This is a genomic window from Acinetobacter sp. ANC 4636 (assembly GCF_054454555.1).
On sequence record NZ_JBTKVD010000025.1, the window covers coordinates 1 to 22,069 of the forward strand.

Annotated in this window: 19 protein-coding genes and 4 pseudogenes; 9 read left to right on the top strand and 14 right to left on the bottom strand. The window is 38.1% G+C overall.

Annotation, left to right across the window (positions count from 1 at the left end; all coding sequences use genetic code 11):
• Positions 1–504: 504 nt before the first annotated feature.
• From ACX1N5_RS15115 to ACX1N5_RS15140, 6 genes and pseudogenes are all read right to left on the bottom strand, one after another.
• Positions 505–1,770, bottom strand: coding sequence for a type II toxin-antitoxin system HipA family toxin (locus ACX1N5_RS15115; protein WP_458803387.1), 1,266 nt, complete (start codon positions 1,768–1,770; stop codon positions 505–507).
• On the bottom strand, positions 1,770–2,075 hold the full coding sequence (locus ACX1N5_RS15120; protein WP_458803389.1) for a helix-turn-helix domain-containing protein: 306 nt from the start codon (positions 2,073–2,075) through the stop codon (positions 1,770–1,772). Before ACX1N5_RS15120 ends, ACX1N5_RS15115 begins: the two co-directional genes overlap by 1 nt.
• Positions 2,076–2,242: 167 nt before the next feature.
• Positions 2,243–2,429 (bottom strand): annotated as a pseudogene (locus tag ACX1N5_RS15125) (IS3 family transposase); the annotation flags it as partial.
• A 213-nt stretch (positions 2,430–2,642) separates the two neighbouring features.
• Complete coding sequence (locus ACX1N5_RS15130; RefSeq protein ID WP_458803391.1) at positions 2,643–3,032, bottom strand: hypothetical protein; 390 nt, start codon at positions 3,030–3,032, stop codon at positions 2,643–2,645.
• A 225-nt stretch (positions 3,033–3,257) separates the two neighbouring features.
• Positions 3,258–3,956, bottom strand: a pseudogene (locus ACX1N5_RS15135) (IS6 family transposase); the annotation flags it as partial.
• A 106-nt stretch (positions 3,957–4,062) separates the two neighbouring features.
• Complete coding sequence (locus ACX1N5_RS15140) at positions 4,063–5,232, bottom strand: RepB family plasmid replication initiator protein (protein ID WP_458803393.1); 1,170 nt, start codon at positions 5,230–5,232, stop codon at positions 4,063–4,065.
• 896 nt (positions 5,233–6,128) lie between these two features.
• Here ACX1N5_RS15140 and ACX1N5_RS15145 point away from each other — a divergent pair.
• The 5 genes and pseudogenes from ACX1N5_RS15145 (at position 6,129) to ACX1N5_RS15165 (ending at position 9,525) form a co-directional block, all read left to right on the top strand.
• Complete coding sequence (locus ACX1N5_RS15145; RefSeq protein WP_458803395.1) at positions 6,129–6,914, top strand: ParA family protein; 786 nt, start codon at positions 6,129–6,131, stop codon at positions 6,912–6,914.
• An 18-nt stretch (positions 6,915–6,932) separates the two neighbouring features.
• Positions 6,933–7,832, top strand: coding sequence for a ParB/RepB/Spo0J family partition protein (locus tag ACX1N5_RS15150; protein ID WP_004749344.1), 900 nt, complete (start codon positions 6,933–6,935; stop codon positions 7,830–7,832).
• Between the two features lie 412 nt (positions 7,833–8,244).
• Positions 8,245–8,682, top strand: a pseudogene (locus ACX1N5_RS15155) (integrase core domain-containing protein); the annotation flags it as partial.
• A 60-nt stretch (positions 8,683–8,742) separates the two neighbouring features.
• Positions 8,743–8,913, top strand: a complete 171-nt coding sequence (locus ACX1N5_RS15160) for a YhfG family protein (protein ID WP_458803397.1) — start codon at positions 8,743–8,745, stop codon at positions 8,911–8,913.
• Between the two features lie 10 nt (positions 8,914–8,923).
• Positions 8,924–9,525, top strand: a pseudogene (locus ACX1N5_RS15165) (putative adenosine monophosphate-protein transferase Fic).
• A 73-nt stretch (positions 9,526–9,598) separates the two neighbouring features.
• Here ACX1N5_RS15165 and ACX1N5_RS15170 read toward each other — a convergent pair.
• A complete protein-coding gene (locus tag ACX1N5_RS15170; protein WP_458803399.1) occupies positions 9,599–10,504 on the bottom strand; it encodes a LysR family transcriptional regulator in 906 nt (301 codons plus the stop codon).
• Between the two features lie 126 nt (positions 10,505–10,630).
• Here ACX1N5_RS15170 and ACX1N5_RS15175 point away from each other — a divergent pair, with 126 nt between their 5' ends.
• Positions 10,631–11,368, top strand: coding sequence for an SDR family oxidoreductase (locus tag ACX1N5_RS15175; protein ID WP_458803401.1), 738 nt, complete (start codon positions 10,631–10,633; stop codon positions 11,366–11,368).
• Positions 11,369–11,514: 146 nt separating this feature from the next.
• On the opposite strand, the gene ACX1N5_RS15180 is transcribed toward ACX1N5_RS15175, so the two are convergent.
• The 7 genes from ACX1N5_RS15180 to ACX1N5_RS15210 all read right to left on the bottom strand — a co-directional run bounded on the left by ACX1N5_RS15180 (position 11,515) and on the right by ACX1N5_RS15210 (position 17,716).
• Positions 11,515–12,423, bottom strand: a complete 909-nt coding sequence (locus ACX1N5_RS15180) for a recombination directionality factor (RefSeq protein ID WP_458803403.1) — start codon at positions 12,421–12,423, stop codon at positions 11,515–11,517.
• Between the two features lie 126 nt (positions 12,424–12,549).
• The gene (locus ACX1N5_RS15185) at positions 12,550–13,596 is read right to left on the bottom strand and encodes a YqaJ viral recombinase family nuclease (protein ID WP_458803405.1); all 1,047 of its coding nucleotides are present in this window, start codon (positions 13,594–13,596) and stop codon (positions 12,550–12,552) included.
• A 156-nt stretch (positions 13,597–13,752) separates the two neighbouring features.
• Positions 13,753–14,805 (bottom strand): DUF932 domain-containing protein, encoded by a 1,053-nt coding sequence (locus tag ACX1N5_RS15190; RefSeq protein WP_458803407.1) that lies wholly within the window; start codon positions 14,803–14,805, stop codon positions 13,753–13,755.
• Between the two features lie 387 nt (positions 14,806–15,192).
• Positions 15,193–15,534: a hypothetical protein gene (locus tag ACX1N5_RS15195; RefSeq protein WP_212749270.1), complete on the bottom strand. Its 342-nt coding sequence runs from the start codon at positions 15,532–15,534 to the stop codon at positions 15,193–15,195.
• 67 nt (positions 15,535–15,601) lie between these two features.
• The gene (locus tag ACX1N5_RS15200) at positions 15,602–15,913 is read right to left on the bottom strand and encodes a hypothetical protein (RefSeq protein ID WP_458803409.1); all 312 of its coding nucleotides are present in this window, start codon (positions 15,911–15,913) and stop codon (positions 15,602–15,604) included.
• 9 nt (positions 15,914–15,922) lie between these two features.
• Positions 15,923–16,207, bottom strand: a complete 285-nt coding sequence (locus ACX1N5_RS15205) for a hypothetical protein (RefSeq protein ID WP_374253417.1) — start codon at positions 16,205–16,207, stop codon at positions 15,923–15,925.
• Between the two features lie 561 nt (positions 16,208–16,768).
• Complete coding sequence (locus ACX1N5_RS15210; RefSeq protein WP_458803411.1) at positions 16,769–17,716, bottom strand: YagK/YfjJ domain-containing protein; 948 nt, start codon at positions 17,714–17,716, stop codon at positions 16,769–16,771.
• Between the two features lie 917 nt (positions 17,717–18,633).
• On the opposite strand from ACX1N5_RS15210, the gene ACX1N5_RS15215 reads away from it, so the two are divergent.
• From ACX1N5_RS15215 to ACX1N5_RS15225, 3 genes are all read left to right on the top strand, one after another.
• Complete coding sequence (locus ACX1N5_RS15215; protein ID WP_458803413.1) at positions 18,634–19,482, top strand: hypothetical protein; 849 nt, start codon at positions 18,634–18,636, stop codon at positions 19,480–19,482.
• Positions 19,483–19,594: 112 nt separating this feature from the next.
• Positions 19,595–20,806 (top strand): UvrD-helicase domain-containing protein, encoded by a 1,212-nt coding sequence (locus ACX1N5_RS15220; RefSeq protein ID WP_458803641.1) that lies wholly within the window; start codon positions 19,595–19,597, stop codon positions 20,804–20,806.
• A 194-nt stretch (positions 20,807–21,000) separates the two neighbouring features.
• Complete coding sequence (locus ACX1N5_RS15225) at positions 21,001–22,062, top strand: UvrD-helicase domain-containing protein (RefSeq protein ID WP_458803417.1); 1,062 nt, start codon at positions 21,001–21,003, stop codon at positions 22,060–22,062.
• The last annotated feature ends 7 nt before the right edge of the window (positions 22,063–22,069 follow it).

Sequence of the window (22,069 nt, forward strand, 5' to 3'; positions counted from 1 at the left end):
GCGGCATAAGTAGGAGTATTGGCGAGTAACAACATAAAAATGAATAGTTTTTTATTATTCATCATATAGATGCTGGAAAACATATTAACTTAGTTTTAAATATAAATTTTGCGGCATATTACCAAAATATTACAAACATTACACAAATAATTTAAATTGTGGATTTTTTTGGATAAAAAATACACAATATATGTAAATGTATTTTAACAAATTTTGTTTATTAAGTACTGTATTAACCCCGAATTAAAACGGACACTTCAAAATTAGGACTTAGTCATAACGCTAGAATCAAGAAGTGTCTTATGAAATGCATCGAAGTCATTACAACTGTTCAACATTATTCAGATCAATAAAATTTTCAGAGAAATTCTAATATACCTTTAGAAGAGCCCAGCCCAATTTTTCTGAAATGGAAAATTGAAAACACAAACTCTCGGTTACAAGAAGAGCTGCATCGTAGTAAAGATACCAATATGACATTTAAGACTTAATTTGTATTTTCGCTTAAATTGCAGTTAGAAAATCAATGTTCTGTTGTATTCGGGATTGAATCATGTGCAGGGTAGATTCTCGAATTTGATTCGGGTACAGGCGTTCTGCAATCTGGCTAAACTGCCGTGCAATTTCAGACATCTCCAAGATGATCTCGTCGATTTCTTGTACAGTTAGATTAGCTTCAGAAGTACCGAGTTTATGAATATCATTTTGGGAAATATTGAGTGCTTCTCCCATAATGTCCATTTGATGATAACCACCCGGGCCTTCACAGAAGGTTACATCATAAGCTGGGGCCAGCTTCCATTGACCATTTTTTGCCATAAGAAAGGAAAAGTTCTTGGTATGGTCATCCCGATTATTGAATAGCACATTAAACACAGCACGTTTGAATGCATGTGTTCTTTCCCGCACATCTTGAGTACACATCAATGTCGCACGGAGGAAATTGCGATAGTCTAGGCTACCTGGAATTTTATAATCTGCTCCAGTATATGCGGCCAAACTTTGCATTGGAATTCGCATACCATTTTGACGGTCGAATCGTTTAGATGCGAAAGCCGTTAAACCATTGGGCAAATTAAAAAAATGGGTATCTGGTGTCTCAATTTCACAAAGACGCAAACATGCTGCATAGACTGCTTCAATGGCACATACCTCTGGATGTTCTTGCTGGGCAGGAAATTTAATCAGCCAGGCTTCATGTTGATCAGAAGCTTGAGTTGAAAACTCCAAACTGACAGGATCTCGGTAAACCAGTGCTTTGGGTCTTGCACCCTGTGGAGAACCACCCATGACCAACAAATGCTGTAAAAACTCTCCACCTTCCCCTTTTAGCACTTCTTGAACTTCCTGTGCCAATTGCAACAGAGGAATATTCTCTGAAGCTTGCATATCTGCTACACAAGGTTCAAAGGATAAGGCTCCCATTGCATGTGTACTAATATAAGTCAGACGTTCCAAAGGACCGATTCGAGCTGGATTCATTCCAATTTTTCTAAAATATCGATCCATCAGCAACATGCCCCAACCATCTGGTAAAGCATCATAGACTGGACCAGGTAGCCCCATGTGGTGCGCAGGAAAGCCTTGTCTGAGTGGAAGACCGTTTAACGGTAATAGGTAAGAAGATAGCTCAATACCGCTACGTATCGCCTCTGAACTGTACTCAAAAGAAATGATTGGTCTACCTGTCGTGGCTGTTGAGCTAATTAAAGTTCCCCACAGCCAAGATTCACCCCAACCGTTGTAATAAACATTAAGTCTATTGAGCATTACCCTTTCCTCTTAATACGGTGGCGTTTACTTTGGCTTTCATAGCGTAAAATATCATTGACACTGTTAAGCTGTGGTTGGAACAATTCCTGAAGTTCGTGTAATCGACCTAAAACCATTGCAATACGGACTAAGTTTTCAACAGATACATTTCGACCCGCTTCTAGATTAGAAACGGTATTCACACCAACACCTGAACGTGCCGCAACCTCAGCTTGAGACATCTCAAGAAAGAGTCGCTGCTTACGCAAACGCTCACCTATAAGTGTCACGACTTCTTCGGGTTTTATGAAATTTAAATCCATTATATTAAGTCTTAATCTTTAATTATTAAATTAAACCACAAAATAATGGAATTATTATACAAGTATTTTTGATTAATTGAGGCTTTGTTACACAGAAAACCTAAAGGTAGATCTTCCATAACAATATTCTCATATTCCAGTTGTTTGATACGTTGCTGATTAGATCACTGTTGCACTTTGACGGGATGTTATTGATCTAAATATCGAGATACCAGACTCGAAGTATTTCGGATATACAACCATTTTTAGGAGAAAGTACTGTCTTTGCTACCCAAGTAGAGGGATTTTCTAGGATTCAAGAAGTAGGCGAACAGCTCTTTCTTTGATTTCAGAATTATATTTTGATTTTTTCATCGGAACATTCTCTCAGCATAAGTGACTCCGACAAACTCAGTACGGTTCGCTTTTAAAATTTTTACTATTTCGCAGCGAAACGTAGAAAAAATTAATCTAATGTTTTCAAAAATTCTTTAATTAGTTCTAGCTTAGCTTCATCTAGTTAGTTCATCGCCATTCGAATAGTCATGACTTTTTTACCTTTCAAACTTTCTGAGAACTTAAGAGACCCTACTTTTTACCCTGCTGGTTTAAGATACTATATTGCGGAGAATTTTGCAGTTGTGGCTCCTCTAGCATCGAAGGTTCAGAGAACACTTCAGGTGTCATCAATGCTGATGCTTCTGAAACAATTGGCTGATTCTGTAGGAAAACTGCCTGTGCATTTTGCTCAAATTGTTTAATAAACGCTGTATTTCTTTTTTGAGTATTGAGAAACTCAACATCTACATAATGTTGCCATTGTTGCTGCAACAACTCGAGTGCCTGATGTAATCCTACATATTCAATAGATTTATTCAATGCTGTTTTCAACAAACTCTCTCCTGAACCACTCAACAAATTTGGTTCACGTTGCAATGCTTCACGAATAAAATCAGGCAAATCAAATAAACTGACCAAACGATAATATTTATTTCTGGAAACATTAAATTTTTCCGTAATGAAATCTGAGTTTTCAATTGGATAGTTAAATAATTGACAATTTTTTGCAAGGCATTGGCAATTTCAAAATCAGATAAATCGGCACGATTAATATTATCAACCAGAGCTGTGATCGTTGCTTTTGGCACCGTTGCAAATAGAGATTTGAGTTTTATGATTTCCCTGTACGAAGGTACTTAGAGTACCGAAAACTCTATTCGCCAGATTCACTTCACCCTGAGGCTGACCATCATAAAATGATGAAGCGTGTCCTTTGCGTAGTGCACGTATGACTTCAATACCTTTAATTGTGGCATAAGCCGTCTTCATGGATTTGAAGCCTAACGTGGCCCTGATGATTCGCTTTAACTTGCCATGATCACATTCGATCACGTTGTTTTTGTATTTAATCTGCCTGTGCTTAAGGCTTGGTGGGCATTTTCCTTCCCGTTTTAACCGTGATAAAGCACTTCCGTATGTAGGTGCTTTATCCGTATTGATCATTTGTGGAATCTGCCACTTCTTTACATTCTTTAAAATTTTTCCAAGAAAACAATAGGCTGATTTGGTATTGCATCTAGAAGAAAGATAAAAATCAATTGTATAGCCACGTTGGTCGACTGCACGATACAGATAAGACCATCGTCCATTCACTTTCACATAAGTTTCATCAATATGCCATGAGCTCAGCTCTTTAGGATTACGCCAATATCAACATAAGCATTTTTCTATTTCAGGAGCATAACGTTGAACCCAACGATAAATCGTGGTGTGATCAACATTTACACCACGTTCAGCAAGCATTTGCTGAAGCTCTCGATAGCTCATGCCATATTTATAATACCATCGCCCGGCCCAAAGAATGATTTCGCCCTGAAAATGCCGACCATGAAAGGGTTTCATATGCTGAACTTTTCGTTAAAAGATAATTTAGGTTATCATCTATGGCTATTTGCAGCAGTGCCAATATTCTTTACTTCATAAGTAGTGTAGTAAGTTGCTACACATTTTAAATAATTTCTTTACCAAAAACCTCATTCAAACGAGTACGATTTTCCTGAACGAAATTAGGATCATTTTTGAGCTTATATTTCATCTCTTTTTTGAAATCACTCATGGATGCACCAGCCACAGCAAAATCCATTTGAAACATAATATCGTTCACAATGACGTTCGCTTGAGAATCGGTTAAGCAGCCTTCCGTCTTAAACCACTTGCGGAACTGTTTATAATTCGGATCATTGGCATAAATATACCAAGATCGGACTGTCAGATCGAATTTTGCGCCCAGTTCTTTAACAATGGCATTATCATCAAAATTGACATCCAGATAAATCTTGGTCTTTCCATTAGTTTGTGGAATACTGGTTTCAGTATGTCCATTCACAATTTTAAACCGCACACCGACAACAGGACGGCCTTTCTTGATGGTGTCATATTCTAGCTTCAGACTGGTTCTTTGATTAATTTCTTCAACAATTTTATCGAGCACATAACGTCTGAAATCGACCCAACGATCATATTTTTTCTCGCCAATGTCAGTTAATGCCTTGATATTTTCCAATGATAGTTCAACTTCATAACAGTCTTGACTGGCATACTTGAACTCATTTTTAATAAAGTAGGAATACAAACTCATACTGGTCACGGAGTCTAAAGCAAATAAATCCTTTAATTGGTAAGTGGTAAAGTTTCCGTTTGCGAGACGGGTAAAATAAGGCAGAACTTCGCTGGTAAAGCGAATCTGCAAGGCATTTTTTGCATCATCTTCCCAACGCAGCTCTCGAATAATCGGTACCACAGAATGAACTTTTTTTACTTTTCTTTTGCTGTCATCTAAAGGCTCTTCAATGACAAAATGGGCCACCCGAGAGGAAAGTTCTTTATAGATCCGATCAATCGCAACATTAATGGAATTCTTTTTATCTAAACCCAGCAATTCGCCTAAATCATCTTTATGCAAATAAATATAGGTTTGCTCGGTAATCTCACGATCTTGATTATTTTTCTCACCGTAATTCGCCACTGCCATCGCATAAAGTAGCGCTTTGTACTCATTGGATGACAGTTCAATCGGTCGAATCAGGCGGTTGCTGGTGCTGACCACGCCATTATGCCGAATATTCCCAATACAATACGGTAAATATTCTATTTCCTCTTTTTCATTCAGATTATTCATAAGTAGAAAATAAAAGTGCTTTTTTACATGTTATACACAAAAGTGGAATCTCATGCAAATTATCCACCATTTTAACTCAGACAAAACCTATTTCTGGCTATGAAGCAATCAAACACAAAGCTAATGGTGGAAACCTTGTCACTCTGTTTTGTTATTTAAAACACTTTTTAAAAATAAAGTGGAAAAAATATTAAAAATACACTTTTTAAGTGACAAAGCTTCCACTTTTAATATTTCCAGACATTTTCAAGTCATATAAAAAGAGAAAAAATACACTAAGCAACCCAATAAAGTGGAAGAATAAATAAAAAATACACCTTAAGAGTGACAAAGCTTCCACTTTTAGCCGGCTTAGAAGTAAAAAGTACAGTATTCTTGATGAAATTAGCAACAAGCAGCTTATCCACAGGATAAAAATATCAAAATGACGAGCCTTCCACCTTTAAAGTCAAATAATTTAACTTATCAACAGGATAGTAAATTGAATTTAAATGTTTTTTTTAATTTAATTTAAGTTTTTTTTTAAACCAGTGACAAGTCTTCCACCATGGTGACAAGTCTTCCACTTTTCAGTGACAAACCTTCCACCTTTTAGTGACAAGTCTTCCACTTTTCAGTGACAAACCTTCCACCTTTTAGTGACAAACCTTCCACTTTTTAGTGACAAACCTTCCACTTTTAAATCTATAAATATTTGATTTTTTTTAAAAAAAATTGTTCTAATTATAATTAGCTAATTAGTATTAATTAATACTAATTATAATTAGCTAGCTATATCTTATAAAAAATAATTTGTTTATATCTTAACTTCAAATTATAACTTCAAGCTAAGGTAAGAAGGTGTAGCAACTTGCTACAAAGTTCTTTATATTACAATAACTCAAGTGAGGTCTATTATGACAATTAAGTCAACTAAAATCATTGCTGTGGCAAATCATAAAGGTGGTTGTGGAAAGACAACCACTGTCGTTCATCTAGCATCAGAGCTAGCTGACTTGGGTAAAAAAGTATTGGTTATTGATTTAGATCCTCAAGCCAATGCAAGCTTACATATTGGGTCGAGACATCCTAGTGAAGTGGAAACTACATCTGCTGAATTACTGGTGGGTGATTTAAGTTTATTATCTGAAGCTTTAGAAGAAGAAACAAATTTCAAAAATGTTTCTTTAATTTATGGATCACTCACTTTAGGTAAAACTGAAGATCAACTCAAAGATGATGCACCAAGACCATCTGAAGAATTGTCTAATAAATTGGAGTTATTAAAAGGATTATATGACTTCATCCTGATTGATTGTCCTCCAAGCCTAAAACTTCTAACTAGTAATGCATTGGCTGCATCTACACATGTTATGGTACCGATTGAATCAGGTTCGCAATATGGCTTATATGGTGTAACTGACTTGATTAACCATTTAAGTAAAATAAGACGAGTGAATCCTGAGTTAAAGCTTTTAGGGGCTTTGTTAATTAAACATGATGAACGTCAAAATGTTTGTAAATTAATTAGAGATGAAGCTTTAAGTCAAGTTGGAGAATTGTTAGAAACGACTATTCCAATGAGTACTAAAGTGAATCAGGCAGCAATTTTACAACAGCCCTTATTTAGGGTAGATAAAAACTCTAAAGTTCGTAAAGCTTTTCAGGATTTAGCGAAAGAAATCATCAATCGTGTTGAATAAAAGTCTTCTGAGAATATTATGGTAAGTACAAAAGAATTGTTGGCACAACGTCTTCAGCAAAATACTCAAAAGCATCAACAAGCTCAACAAGAGCATGTAAACGATGTGAAAGAACTACGTCGTAATGTACAAATTACAGATATTCAACCTAGTCCAAATCAGCCAAGAAAAGTATTTAATCAACAAGATATAGAAGATTTGGCAGCATCAATTGAAGAAATTGGCTTACTACAACCAATTGCAGTCCGACGGGTACAGGACAAATATGAATTAATTGCTGGCGAACGACGCTTGAAAGCGCATCAAATTCTCAATAAAAATACAATTGAAGTGATTGTCATTGATGCATCTGATGAAGACGTTGCACTATTAACTTTAGCGGAAAACTTAAAACGGGAAGACTTAGCTGATTATGAAATTTATGTGGGTTTGAGTTCTCTAGATGAAAAATTAAAAAAGAACAAGCAAAAACTGGCAAAGTCCTTAGGCATGAACCGTGAGGACATGTATAAATATTTATCTTTCGAGAAACTTCCTAAAGAACTGCTTGATGATTTGGAAAAACAACCAGGATTGTTGGCACGTACTGCTGCAACTTCAGTAAAAAAGTTTTTATCCGATTATGAAGATAATTATAATAATGCTATAGATGCATTGTTAGAAGCATGGGCGAAATTGCTGAAAAAAGAAGTCGAACAAACAAAGCTGGCATTACTAGCTGAAAAAATTATGAAGTCGAAAGAAACTAAGGAGCCCATCAAAACTTCAATTGTTCATAAAATAGAATATGATGGAAAAGTTGCTGGTAATATTAAATTTGATCACAATACATTAAAAATTTCATTAAAAATTAGCCAATTTGATGATAAAAATTTACAAGAGCTGGAAAGCCTACTAAAAAAAATGCTGATGAACTAGCTCAAACTTGATCAGTAAGCATTTGGCCAATACACCCTTACGCAACTATCCTATAAGCCTTAATTAGGTTCCCACTTAAAAACAAGTGGGAACTTAGTCCATGAGCATGTATATATATTCTGCAGTACCTCCCGTTGCTAAAAAATGCACACGTACAGCAAAGAGTTCAAACTTAGCATTATGAATGCCTACAAATATCTTAATACTTTGAATTAGTCTCACTGAAGTATGTCTTAATGCCAACTTCGTCAGTCATTTGATCAGAATCTTCAGTCATCATGATGGTACCGTAAAGGATCCTGCTGACATTAAGCTGGCATTTATTGCTTTATGGGCTGCCATCACTCTCCTAGACATGAGACAGCCTCATTTTGAAGCTGCCTCATATCTAGGATACTGGGAACAGTCCATCTTTAGCCTGGATTGCTGTGATCGGGAAATCATGAGTTATGTTGCAACCACTAGTGGCATCAGTAGTGACATGGTGTGTGATGTGCTTGTACAGAGCATGGAAAAACGCTTTGGTGCAGTCAGTTATTTGCCTCAGCTGATTGAATGGCTGACAGATAATGGTAGTTGTTATATTGCGAAATCGACACGGCAATTTGCGCATGCACTTGGCTTTCGGATCTGTACCACACCGATTAGAAGTCCACAGAGCAACGGGATGGCGGAAGCATTTGTGAAGAAATTTAAACGGGATTACGTCTATTTGAATGATGTGCCTGATGCTGCAACCGTGCTTAACGCTTTGCCGCTATGGATAGAAGATTACAATTGCAATCATCCGCATAGTGGATTAAAAATGAAATCCCCTCGGGAATTTCTATCGCTAAAATTAGTGAGTTAACTGTCCTTTTTTACGGGGGCTAATACAAATATATCGTTTCTTTTCACAAGGAGTAGCTCAATGTTAGTGACAACTGAACAGAAAAGAAAATACATTCAAGCTACGCGTCTTAAAAACTATCAAGCTAGCCTTAAATTAGAAGGCCTGAAAAGCACGACAACTTCTGAAGATCTAACCAAAAACCAGATTTTGCAGAAGTATCAGGCTGTTACTCAAACTGTAGACTCTTGATACTTGCGTTATGGATAAATATGGTGAAGTAGGGGATAGCTTATATTGCTATCCTGAAACCAATATCTTACGCAATCGATTACAGATTCAGGATGAAGCCATTCTGCAGCAGGCGGAGCTAGAACTCAGTCAACTTGTAAGTATGCAAATTGAGTATGAAGAGCCCCCTATGATCTGAATTACCTTAAAAAAATTCATGCCACCTTATTTTCAGATCTGTATCTATGGGCAGGGGAGCTCAGACAAGTGGATATTGCGAAAGGGGATACACGTTTTTGTACCTTTAGCCGCATTGAAATTGAAGCCAATAAACTACTTATTCAACAGCAACAGCAACAGCAACAGTATTTTCAGCATCAGCCTTTAGAACAGTTGATTGAAAGCATTGCAGATCTGTATTGTGAACTGAATGTGATTCATCCTTTTCGGGAAGGTAATGGTCGAACCCAACGTATTTTCTTTGAGCACCTCTTGGCATATTGTGGCTATGGTGTGGATTGGTCACATATCCAGTCGCAACAGCAATGGGTACAAGCCAATATTGAAGGTTACTATGGGCAATTACAGAGTTTAATCAACATCTTTAAAGCCTGTATTGTGACTCCTGAATAAAATATAAAGATATGCGTTTCCATATCATGTTTACGATCAGTCATTCGCATAGATGAATAATGGATCTAGATTTTTAATCTTCGTGAAAAAAGCTTTTATACACTTGGCTTAACCACTCTACAAATACACGCACACGCGGCGATAATTGCCGATGCTGTGGATACAGTACTGAAACAGACATATCTAGGCTTTTCCAAGCTGGTAAAACCTCAACCAGCTGACCAGCCTGCAGTTGTTGCTGTACATGGTAGCGAGGAGCCTGGATCAGTCCCATATGGCGTAATGCACATAGAATATAATTCTCTGCATCATTGACCGATACCCAGCTGTTTAAGGCATATTCTTGTTTTTTTCCGTCAAGAATGAGTTCAATTGCAGAATGTTGCCCTCCTGTCACTGAGAAAAAACCAACAGCATAATGAGCTGTCAACTCTGAAGGATGCTGTGGGACACCATATTGGGCTAAGTAGTCTGGGCTGGCACAAATCACTTGGGGCATATTTGCCAGATGTCGTGCAATCAATGATGAATCTTGTAAATTCCCTGCACGAATTACACAATCAATTCCCTCACGAACTAAGTCTACCAAGCGGTCTCCACTGCTTATAATCAACTCTATCTCAGGATAACGTTGATGAAATTCATCAATATGCGGAAGAACAATTTGGGTGGCTTGTGCATTGGATAAATCAATACGTAACATTCCACGAGGTTGTTGGATCACATTTTTTAAAGAAGACTCGGCATCTTCTAGATCCGATAGTATCTGTATACAACGCTGATAGAAAGCTTGCCCATCAGCAGATGGCCGGACATGGCGTGTGGTTCTTTCCAGTAAACGGCTGTTTAAATCAGCTTCAAGTTGTTTAATGGCATTACTGGCAGTTGCCCGTGGAATGTTCAGTTGATCTGCAGCCTGAGTAAAACTGCCCAATTCAACAATTCGGGTAAACAATTTTAAAGTATCAAATTTATCCATAACAAAGTAATCGATGCCATTTTAATTATTAATCAATATCGAATAATCTTATCCAAATATGCATCTTTATTCCAAAAATACATATATTAAAATCCAATCATCGTGTTTTAGAGATAAGAAATTAAAATGATTTATCCGATAAAAACTGCACTGGTCACAGGTGCATCTCGTGGTATTGGTCAAGCCGTAGCAATGCGCCTAGCTCAAGATGGCTTTTATGTGGTTGTGAACTATGCTCATGATCTGCAAGCTGCCCATGACACGGTTGAGCTGATTCTGGCGCAAGGTGGGCAAGCCACTGCAATACAGGCAGATGTTGCCAATGAAGTCGAAGTTCAGCAATTATTTGAACAGGCAAAAGCCATTCATGGTCGTTTAGATGTAGTGGTGCATAGTGCTGGAATCATGCCAATGGCAAAAATTATTCCTTCCAGTTTACCTGCATTTGATCAGGTGATTCATACCAATCTACGTGGTGCTTTTTTGGTATTAGCCTATGCAGCGGAATCAGTTGAAAATGGCGGGCGTATTATTGCACTGTCGAGTAGTGTGATTGCAAAGTCTTTTCCTGCCTATGGAGCATATATCGCGTCAAAAGCAGGTGTTGAAGGGTTGGTACGCGTTTTGGCGAATGAATTAAGAGGTCGGAATATTACCGTGAATGCCGTTGCTCCTGGCCCTACAAGTACAGCATTATTTTATCAAGGCAAAACCCAAGCCCAGATCGAATCGATTACTCAGCTTTCACCACTTGAACGTCTAGGCCAGCCTGAAGATATTGCGAATGTGATTTCTACTCTTGCAGGAAAAGAGGGGAGTTGGATCAATGCTCAAGTTATTCGTGTCAATGGGGGCTTTGCTTAACAAGCTTTCCTCTTAACTTAAAAAGCAAAAAAAATAAGGAAGCCGAATATCGTTTATTCTTGGCAATCTGTTTAGATTCAATCATCGCTCAAATGATCAGGGCATCTTGTAAAAATTTATTTTAAGATGCCCTTTTTTATCCTTTCCTAGTTCACCACTTGAACACTCCTCTGTAAACCCTGCTGAATATCTTGAACAAAACCATCCCCTTGATCGGATTTAGATGGTATTTGTTCAGAAATAACAGCGTCATCTGAATAAAACTCATCTACAACCTGCATTCCATCGTCTCCCTCATTCCGATCAAACACCGCATTTGCATAACCTTGCCGTGCCACCTGATCGAGTGACTCTTGCTGAAAGCCGCAGGCTTGGGCTTCCTGTTGCAGTTGTTTGGCTGCAATGATGGCATGTTGCAAACTGATTCCCTCCCTTAAAGTCAGATCCACATAGTAGATCGGTGTGCCATAGCTTTGACTGGTGCTTTTACCTCTTAAGGTCAGTTGTAAGGGTAAACAGGACAGTAAACCATTGACCGCGGCATGGTAGTAATGCAGCCGTGCAGTTAGCGTGCGAATGCTGTTAAAGCCTGTGGTTCTAAGAACAAAGCTACCCAGCTCATCCTGTTCATCGAGGTTGACGTATAAACGGGCATAGGGCTTGCACTGCCCACCTTGAGCCAATGGGCACAAATCAGGTGATGGACAAGGATGTTGTTCAACCCCGTTGCCTGTTCGACGCTGACAGCTTTCACCATCACCAATACAGATTGGTCGTCCAGTCTGACGGTCAAACAAGGTATATTCGGCACGTAAATTGAGTTCAGGATCATCAAATAGCATCCTGACAGGAATGCTTCTGAGTTTCTGATTGGGCGATTTGGCTCGCAGTTGCTCATCAAGGGGATGTTTGACCCACCCCTCCTTGGTATGGATCTGACTGGTAATGGTAAATTGGTCGTCTTTTTCAGGCAGACGTTTACCGTTCTTCTCGACAACTTTACCGATACTGATACGACCCAGTACAGGTGGGGTAATGATGAGACCTTTAATCATGTGAATGTCCTCTATCCATTTCATAAGTGATGAGTTAAGTTACAAATAAAAAATCCCATGCACTGAGCATGGGATTTATGACCTTGGTTGCTTGCATGTGAAAGCAGTGGAGTGAAGCCAGTCCGTTCAATCGTTGTAAATCTGAAAGCGTCGACTGCCTTGCTTGATTTGTGGAAACTGCTGTAGATATTCAGGATGCTGTTTGAGTAAGGCTTTACTGTCCAGACTGATAGAGTCTTTGGATCGTTTCCATGTGACTGAGCCAGCTTGAAACACGGCACGTTCAGCTTCCTGCATCTTGGCTTGCAGTTGATGCTTGAGTAAGTCAAATTGCTCCTGATGCTGCTCAATCAGATTGCGCTGTTGAATTAACTGTTCAAACTGTTGATTGGCATCACTATCTTCAGACAGATCCGTAGTCGTTAAGGGTACATGCTCGGGATACAATAATTGCAAGGCTTTGGCGGCTGAAGCACTGGCATCGACTGACGGTGGAATATCCTGTTGCACACACTCCCAGAACTGACGCTCGGCTTGAATGATGTGCATAATCACCGATTCATTACGGCTGACTTTAAAGATTTTGGTTTCATGCCCACACAGCAACACACAGACATGCGCTGCCTGTTTACCTGTCACTGCTAGCTGATGTTGCACCTGACACAGCACATATAGCGGTACACCATCTCGCCATAGTTTTACCCCATGTTCACCTGCGGTTTTACATTCCAGAATTTGTACGTCAGGATTGCCCACCACGGCATAATCGAGGTTTGCCAACATAAAATGCTTATCGGGATCAGGGTGCTGTAACACCGCATTCACTCGTCTTACTTTATGCTGGGTATGCAGGCTGTAGTATTCAGCCACCAAGGGTTCGAGCTGTTTACCCCAATACAAGGGTGCATGCCCCTGATGATCATCTTCGATGTTTTGTTGGATGCGTCCCGTTTTAATCATCCATAGTTCCAGCATCGACATGTACGGATTGAGTCCACAGGCTGCGGCACAATCACTACTGCCAATACCTTGCCGACGCACTTCCAGCCATTCGGCTTGACTGAGTTTTCGAGTATCCAAAAAGCGTTTAGCGGTAAACAGTTTCGGACGAATGCTATTTAAGGTTGGCTGAGTCGATGTCGATGGGTTTGAAATTGAAAGGGCTGTATTCATGAGAAGTTCCTGTATGTGTTAATTTTTGGGCATAAAAAAGCCCCAACCGAGCACAATCGATTAGGGCTTTTTAAGGGTTAGAATTAATGAAAAATTTGGGGTGCTAAAGTTATGACAAGATATTGATTGAATTCAGAATGACTAAAAAAATCTGACTTAAGCAATAAGACGTAAAGCTTGCTCTAATCCCCGTTGTTTCAGGGCTGCTCCTGCACCAAACCAAGCTGAATCCAGACGGTGATCCTGACTCATGGCTCGACGTTCGTGATCGGCAAATTCCGTGATGCTACACAGTAAACCATAGGCACTGTCTTTGGCTGAGCTGAGTTCTGCTCCCCGTCCCTGCCCGTTAAACATCGTCATCACTTTAGACATGGCTCGTCCATTTGGTTCAGTTTTATTTTCAGTTTTGCCTGTTGGATTGTTTTGTACTTGGGTAGCCACATTGCGGTAGAACTGAATAATGCTGTCGTCCTGATCTGCAAGGCTTAGGCTAGTGTTGTTAAACACCGCATCGAAATAGGCGGCTGCTTCAGTTTGGGTGACTTTACGCTGACTGAGCTGTTTCATTTCGTACATGTGTTCATCCCATGCCCGTACTGAAATGCCCAGTTGCTGTTTCACCTTCTCGGCATCGAACTTAGTGCTATGTGGAACTTTAACCACGCCTGCGCTGCTACTTTGTCCTTTCAGAGCAATCGCCAAAGTGTTGTTACACACCACACGAATCGAGGTGAATTGGGCAGTGGTAGCGAGTGTGCCATCACATGCTGTTGCCAGTAGAATATAGCCATTGCTGACATCCTTGCCTTTGAGCATAGAGGTTTGTCCAGTCTTGGCTAATGCCCAGAACTTCTTACCGCCTTTGAGTACCCCTGCAGTTTCCAGTTCAAAGCCAGCCTGTTCAGTTAGATCACGGTAGAACTCTAAAATTTCGAGGGGCTGAACTTCCTGATAACGCTGACTGACCACAGAAAGTGGTGCATGGCTATCAGAGCGATACAATACCCGTTGCTCTTCATACGGCAGAATGATGCTTTGCCCTCGTTCATTCTGTGCCATGTAGCTGACATTAGAGGATTCAATCCGCCAATCCATACCTGCCTGCTGTGCCCAGACTTCAATCGGTTGATTAGGTGTTAGGCTATTCCCTAGACCATGCCAAGGGGTTTCGCCAACATACGCCATATTTTCAATCAGATGTGCCATAAATCGTTTCCTTATAAACAAAAAAGCTGCTGAACCTCATCCCTGAATGGAATAAAGTTCAGCAGCTTTAGCTAAGACTGTTTGAATGAAGAATGTATCTATTGACTCAAGATAAACATTCTATTTGGTGATTCATGTTTATGTTATATAAGTGAAATTCCTTTCAATCAGCCCAACCGCTCCAGTCGTATTAATCGCACCCTGATCTTACTGTATAGACATCACGATCTTCTTCATTTTATCTTTTTCTCCCAATCCCCAATAACGCTGATAAGATAGCAAAACAGATGAGCATGAGAAAAAAACTTGGCCCTAACCAAATCAACAGAATGATGATGCCTATACACCAAAAAATTAAAGACATAGTCGACATCTCAAGCTTTTGAATTAATACTGAATATTAGAACCATCAAACAATGCTGAGGCGTGAATTGATAAACGGCCTGCCTCATCCTGAATAAGTACCGCTTTCTCTTTAACCTCCTGACCACTTTCTGATTCAAGGTCATAACTACAAGCAAATATTGGGCGTTTTTTTTCTTCTGGGAAAACGTAGCCTTCCTGACTACACTTTATATTTGATACTGATTTAACTTTAGGATTTAAGTTCGCGTATTGATTATACAAATCTTTTATCTCTTGTTCCTTGAATGAACCTTCACCGCATCCGATTAAGAATGCTGGGACAATAAGACATGCATAAAGTAGTTTATTAATTTTCATATTCATTTACTTCTTTCAACGAAAGCATAATATTGGATAAATTTTTTTCCATTCTTGAATTTTTGAATGGTATTTACTTGTCTTGACGATTGATGCACTGTTGGTAATATTTCTCTTTGAATTGTTTTTTAGTCGCATCAAAAGTGGATAACCCTCCTCGATCATATTCATATGCATCATCGATAATCGGTCTGAGTCGCTCTCTGAGCTCAGTATTGTTTCCTGCCAGTAAAAGGGTTGCATTGGCAATATTGCTTTGTTTAAGACGAGTATCCATCACAGTTTCAGCAACATCTGCTTCTTCCCGACAAGCTTTTTCTTGAGCTGAGCTGCAACCCATGAGTAAGGTTGTGGTCATGATGAAAAGTAATTTATTTTTTAACATAGTCTGTTCCTACTCTACGCATTTGCCTACGGTATACCCTCTGGCAAAATCCAGACGTCTTTGGTCTTCTTCACTGGTGATTGGGACGATAAAGAAAGGCTTACCAAATTGTTCGCGAATGCTGTCATAGGTACATGTACAGAATTTTTCACTACTTACTGCAGTTTTAATGGCAGCATTGGGATACATACATTGTTGGATATAGGCTTGACGGTCTTTGGTATCGGTAGATGAACAAGCGGATAAAACGGGTAAAAATAGTACAGCAAGTATGCTGAATGATTGAATTCTCATAAAGCTCCCCTCTGGTATTGTTCTGTATTGAAATCAAAATTTTAAAGACACGAAGACACATGCTCCCTTTTGCAGGAAGATATGCAGATATCAATAAAATGAGATGAATAAATCCCATCAACTGCTGGGTAAAAAGTCAGTTGTTTGAAATAAAATTCAGTACAGTAAGGGGGAAATTTGAATGACCATGACGGACTCCTTGTGTGCTAAAGAAGTTCTACCGAATCACTGTCAATTGATTATGGTGGCAGAACGAAGGCGGGTTGACAGACTGACACACAAGAATCAGCACGCACAAGGCGTCCCTCCCTCGCCCTACCGCAACGAAGGGGGACGAACGAGATCGCCACCAAAAAATTACTTTTTTGATGTGCTTGTGTGTAAACGGTCTGTCAAAACCGGCTGACAATGTAGGTCAGCAGGTTAAGGATAATGGTGAGGCTGATTGAAGTCAATTCTGGCTTTTATTGAGTGGATAAAAACCTTGCGATCGCTCAGCATAAAAAAGTGAAAATTGCTTTTTTTCATTCATAATGTATAAGTGAAGAATTTTTATTTGAATTAACGCCCTTTAATCCCTCTTCGAAAGCTATTTGCAAATAGTCCTGTGCCAAAGGTTCGCATAGTGCTAGAGCATTTCACTCTGAGATGCTGGTCGTGTTTATCATGATCTGTAAGATATTCGATCACTGGAAGTAAACGTTCCCAGTCACCTTGGTTGTTTCTAGAGACCATGCCAATCCCAATATCGCATCCTGCCATCTTCAACTGATTGATATATTTCTGCTGATGAGGATTAAAATAACAGCCATGCCCTAGAGAAATGTCCTTCCATTTTTCACCCACTTGCTGTGCATAATAAGATCCATTTTGCACTTTTGCGCCATCATAAATCAGGAGTAAATGAACATGATAGCCTCGACTTTGTCCTTGTTCTAAGGCCCAAGCATAACCATGCAGATGTTCAAAGCAAGTATCTTTATTGGATAAACGATTTCGAAGTATTTGAACATGTTCATAGAAATGTTCGATATTGATCTGGTTCTTTGATGTATTGAGGTAACCTAGATCTACTCTGACAATTAATAACTTTGCATAGTGATCAAATAGCTTACGAACATAAGCTGTTAAATTTCGCGTATTTTCCTGCTCTTGTAATAAGAATAGATCTAAACCTGTTTCAGCCTGTAATTGATGGTGAATTAAATTTTCTAATTCTTTTAATTGAACATCATCAAAATTAAGTACAAAGTTATAATCTACATAATTAGAAAAAAAGTTATGCCGAATTAAATCAATTTCTAATTTGATTAATACAAACATAGAATTATAGTCACTATAATAGTAATCTATATTATAGATTTCATTAAACTGATCAAGTAGCTCTTTAAATTTTGATTTTAAAGAAACATCAAAGCCATTACTGATAATAATCTTAATGAAATTCTCAATTTCAATTAAAACATCTGATTCAGAAATTTGATTGGATAGTAAAGTGTTTGATTGCATGGTTTTCCAGAAAAATATTATTCACCATGACATGAGTTACTTAGGTTTTTTTTAATTAAAATATTGATCTTAATAAATCTGATATAATATAATTAACCAAGTAATTTTTGATTATTTTTATATAAATAAATTTAATAAGAATTAAAATTCAACCAATGAATTTAAAGGGTTTTTTAAGATATTATTAAGCTAAAGTTAAGCTAATGAATTCGGATTATTTTTAATCACTACTTAATTTTCATGAAATATTTAATAACTAAATAAAGAAGTATAAATTTCTATAAAAATAACTACTAGAAATTTTTAAATTCTGTTAATTAATTTTTTATTTAATAAATATAATAACTTACAAGATATAGACCATTATCTACTACAAAACTCGGCAAATTCTGACTTATGTATCAGTCGCAATGCTGTGCATGATTTTGAATTATTCAAACGTAATTTAAACTAGATTCCTTTTAGGGCTTTTATCCTTTCAGGTAAGGCTATCAGGAAATTTATATTTTGTATTCAAATACCTTATTACCCTTCAAAACGAAAAGATGGTGTACTTAGATTCCGAACTGAAAATTTATAACCAAGAGATCAATAAAAGAAGAATAGGGATTGAGCATGTATTTGGCAGTTTGAAAACCTTCAAAATTCTAGCTGAATGCTACCGAAATGAAGGTGAAAGACTTGGTTTTAGGTTTAATTTTATTACTAGAATTTACAATATGTAAATTACATGATTTATGAAATGAAGTCTATTGCTAGTAATATATTGATTAAATTAATTTTTTTATTTTAAATTTGTAGAAATATATGGATTTTTTACTATGTAAATATTACGATAATATTATGCGTATATTATTAAAAATAAAATTAAATTTATGCTAAAATAATAGTAAAATTAAATGAAATTAAGGTCAAAAATGCATAGTTTAGATCATCCTCAACTTCTTGCTTTATGGTCTAAAGACTCTAGTAATTTATTAGAGAATTATTGTGATTTTGCTGATTTTAAAAGAAAATTAACAAATCGCCTCTGTAAGGAGAAAGATTCTGAAATTGAAGAATTTTTAAAAAATCACTCTATTAAGGAGTCTGATCTCTTGAGATTTTTAAATAAAAATGATCTTAGAGAAATGATTTTCTTTAAAAAATTTTGTGAGAAAGAATTAAGTCCTAGTAGTTTTGGTATCTCTTTGACAATTCCTAATTTTTTTGAAGATAATCTTTATATTCAATGTATCCAGTTGGCTAATAAACTTTATTCTAAGGGTAAAATTTCTTATAGATTAGAGTGTTTTAAAGAATTTCAATTAATATGGAGAAATATTTTATCAAATAATAGAGATATTTCTTGGATTAATAAGGAGGATTTAGAACAAGTTCAATGGGCATTTTCTTATATTAGGAAGAGTGAAAAAAGTTTATCTCAGCCATTAATGAATGATATTTGTGTAGTATCGCAAAACACCCAAATAATAGATAATTATCTTTATGTTATCACAGAAATAGATGCATTAAGCCTTGATGGTCAACCAGCCGAGAAAATTTTATTTTTAGATAAAATGCGTCGTGCATGGAGTCAAAAAAAATTTAGAAATGCGGGAAAAACGAAAAAAGCTTATCACCTACCACTTACTAAAGAAACTCATAAACAATTAGAGTTTTTATCGCAGATATTGAACAAACCTCAAGCTCAAGTACTCGAATCTATCATTAGAGATAAATATCAAGAGTATAGCGATGAAAAAACAGGTAAAAACTTGTATTAATTTTTGACGATAGCTTATATATCTGCACTTTAATAGATTTAATGTACTGAGCATAGTTCTCTTATGGATCATGCTGGGTTCTTCTCATGTATTCTGTTTCTTAGGTAAAAGTGTGACCCGTAAAATTATTCGAACCAGTTTTTTAGGTAAGTTATTTAGCCCCATCCGTCAGATGATAGTGACAACAGACTATGTAGAAGTTCAGTATAAGAATCAGGAAACACGTCAATTTTCCTATCAACAGAGTCAGAGGATTGCCCAGCGTCAACAAGGTTTTTGGGGATCCCGATTTTCATGGCATGTTGCAGGGCAACTTTTAGATTATTCCTTATTAAATCAGGAAGATTTAAACGATTGCTTTGAGCAAATTGTTCAGGCGAGTACAGTTGCTCTAAATCAGAATCTCGTTCAATCCCTGAAAAATTTTCAAACACTGGCCGTACAGCAATATTTACGTGAATCCAGTCTAGCGACTTTGCAGGACACACTTGTTCCATTACTGCAAAATTATGTGACGTCTCAGTCCATTTGGCAGAAACAGCTTCACCCAGAAATGCTGCAACAACTGGATCAGATGCTGAGCTATCTGCCTTTAGATCAAGGCAAGTCTGTTCTCCGTCAGCAATATGAACAGCAGCAGTTGCAGCAACGCCAAAGCTTCTTTGAACATATTGAGTCAAATCCACTCACTGAACAGCAACGTCTGGCAGTGATTCGCAATGATGATCGTAATCTGGTTTTGGCCGCTGCAGGAACAGGCAAGACATCAGTTATGGTGGCAAAGGCACTGGATTTGATTGATTCTGGCCTAGCCCGTCGCCATGAGATTTTAATTCTGGCCTATAACAATGCTGCAGCAAAAGAATTAAGAGAACGCTTGCAAAAGCGCAGTCAAAGTTGTGGTATTGCCCCGGAAGATTGTCCTGAAGTCATGACTTTCCATGCTCTAGGACGCAGTATTCTACAGCAAGAAAAAATCTCAACCCATTTATCAGTTTTTACAGAAGATCCGACCAAATTAGAAATCTGGATGACTGAATGGCTGAGCAACTATATCCAATCTGATCCAGATGGGCTCAGCCGCTTTATTGAATTAAGTTACCAGCCCGTCAATGCCTTCGATTTTAAAACGAAAGCGGAGTATGACCGCTATGTGCGTGATCATGAATATCGTACTTTGCAAGGTGAACGGGTACGAGGTTATCAGGAACTCCTGATTGCCAACTGGTTATTTCTGCATGGGATTACGTATCAGTATGAAGCGCCTTTATCACCAAACGACGGATTGAACTCGGATTCGACTATCGCCCAGACTTTTATTTAACGGATGCAAAGGTTTATCTGGAACACTTTGGTATTGACCGGCAAGGGAAAACTCGGGTTGATATTCCATCACAAGAATACAATGCCATTATTCGAAAGAAACGTGAGTTACATCAAAGCTGCGGCACCACTTTATTAGAAACCTATCACTATGATTAGACCGAGAATCGGCTAGAACAGCGCTTATCTCAATTGATGCAACAACATCAAATTCCAGTGACTCAGAAATCGGCTCAGGAAATTTTTGAGGTGCTGAATCAGGCCGGCATGATCAGCACCACTGCCAAGCGCTACGTCAAGAGTCTGGCTGCGATTCGGGTTGAACGTCTAGACCGAGCTGCTATTTTAAAACGCTTACAACAACAAGATATCGCCTTTGCCGGGCATTACGCTGATCTGCTGGATCAAATTCATCAAGCCTACTGCAAGAAACTGCAAGATGATTGCAGTATTGATTTTGATGACATGATTCTGCAGGCAACTGACCAGATTCAACCTGATGCTTTTCACCCTCCATGGACTCATATTTTGGTAGATGAGTTCCAGGACATTTCCATGGCCCGGATGCAACTGTTGCAGGCATTAATCCGACAAGGTCCATCACCTATTCTGACCGTGGTTGGAGATGACTGGCAGTCGATTTATCGCTTTTCAGGTGGGAAACTGGAACTGACTACACGCTTTGCAGATCTGATTGGTTCCCATTCCTTGACCAAACTGGAAAAGACCTATCGTTACAACAACAGTATTGCCTTAACTGCAGGGCGTTTTGTGATGCAAAACCCGGAGCAGTATCAAAAAAATGTCGTGACGGCAGCTCAGGTTGAACAATCAGCCGTGTATTTACTGGATAGCCATACAACTGATAATCAGACATTAGAAGATCAGGTGGTTCAACTGATCAGCAAGATCAGACAGGAAAATGCCATGGCATCGATTGCCGTCCTGGCACGATATCGCTATTTGTTGGATAACGTCAAAGGGCGAGTACGGTCAACATACGCCAATATTGCTTACTGGACTTTCCATGGTTCCAAAGGTTTGGAAGCCGATTACTGTATCTTGATTGGATTTTTTCAGGGGAAAACCGGTTTTCCCAATCAGAACAAAGAAGATGCTGTGGTGGATGCATTGCTTCCTGCTTTGGATAATGATCGATGTAAATTCTTTGAGTTTCGTGCAGCCCATGATGTTGATGTACATCATAGACCAGACATTTTTATTGGTGAGAATACAGACACTTTAAATGGTTTCTAACAAATAC

What these genes read in the sequence shown, in the direction of transcription:
- ACX1N5_RS15195 (WP_212749270.1), bottom strand. Translation starts at nt 15,534, where the DNA reads ATGAATATGAAAATTAATAAACTACTTTATGCATGTCTTATTGTCCCA.
- ACX1N5_RS15145 (WP_458803395.1), top strand. Translation starts at nt 6,129, where the DNA reads ATGACAATTAAGTCAACTAAAATCATTGCTGTGGCAAATCATAAAGGT.
- ACX1N5_RS15180 (WP_458803403.1), bottom strand. Translation starts at nt 12,423, where the DNA reads ATGATTAAAGGTCTCATCATTACCCCACCTGTACTGGGTCGTATCAGT.
- ACX1N5_RS15115 (WP_458803387.1), bottom strand. Translation starts at nt 1,770, where the DNA reads ATGCTCAATAGACTTAATGTTTATTACAACGGTTGGGGTGAATCTTGG.
- ACX1N5_RS15200 (WP_458803409.1), bottom strand. Translation starts at nt 15,913, where the DNA reads ATGTTAAAAAATAAATTACTTTTCATCATGACCACAACCTTACTCATG.
- ACX1N5_RS15185 (WP_458803405.1), bottom strand. Translation starts at nt 13,596, where the DNA reads ATGAATACAGCCCTTTCAATTTCAAACCCATCGACATCGACTCAGCCA.
- ACX1N5_RS15175 (WP_458803401.1), top strand. Translation starts at nt 10,631, where the DNA reads ATGATTTATCCGATAAAAACTGCACTGGTCACAGGTGCATCTCGTGGT.
- ACX1N5_RS15205 (WP_374253417.1), bottom strand. Translation starts at nt 16,207, where the DNA reads ATGAGAATTCAATCATTCAGCATACTTGCTGTACTATTTTTACCCGTT.
- ACX1N5_RS15215 (WP_458803413.1), top strand. Translation starts at nt 18,634, where the DNA reads ATGCATAGTTTAGATCATCCTCAACTTCTTGCTTTATGGTCTAAAGAC.
- ACX1N5_RS15150 (WP_004749344.1), top strand. Translation starts at nt 6,933, where the DNA reads ATGGTAAGTACAAAAGAATTGTTGGCACAACGTCTTCAGCAAAATACT.
- ACX1N5_RS15170 (WP_458803399.1), bottom strand. Translation starts at nt 10,504, where the DNA reads ATGGATAAATTTGATACTTTAAAATTGTTTACCCGAATTGTTGAATTG.
- ACX1N5_RS15190 (WP_458803407.1), bottom strand. Translation starts at nt 14,805, where the DNA reads ATGGCACATCTGATTGAAAATATGGCGTATGTTGGCGAAACCCCTTGG.
- ACX1N5_RS15160 (WP_458803397.1), top strand. Translation starts at nt 8,743, where the DNA reads ATGTTAGTGACAACTGAACAGAAAAGAAAATACATTCAAGCTACGCGT.
- ACX1N5_RS15120 (WP_458803389.1), bottom strand. Translation starts at nt 2,075, where the DNA reads ATGGATTTAAATTTCATAAAACCCGAAGAAGTCGTGACACTTATAGGT.
- ACX1N5_RS15210 (WP_458803411.1), bottom strand. Translation starts at nt 17,716, where the DNA reads ATGCAATCAAACACTTTACTATCCAATCAAATTTCTGAATCAGATGTT.
- ACX1N5_RS15140 (WP_458803393.1), bottom strand. Translation starts at nt 5,232, where the DNA reads ATGAATAATCTGAATGAAAAAGAGGAAATAGAATATTTACCGTATTGT.
- ACX1N5_RS15225 (WP_458803417.1), top strand. Translation starts at nt 21,001, where the DNA reads ATGCAACAACATCAAATTCCAGTGACTCAGAAATCGGCTCAGGAAATT.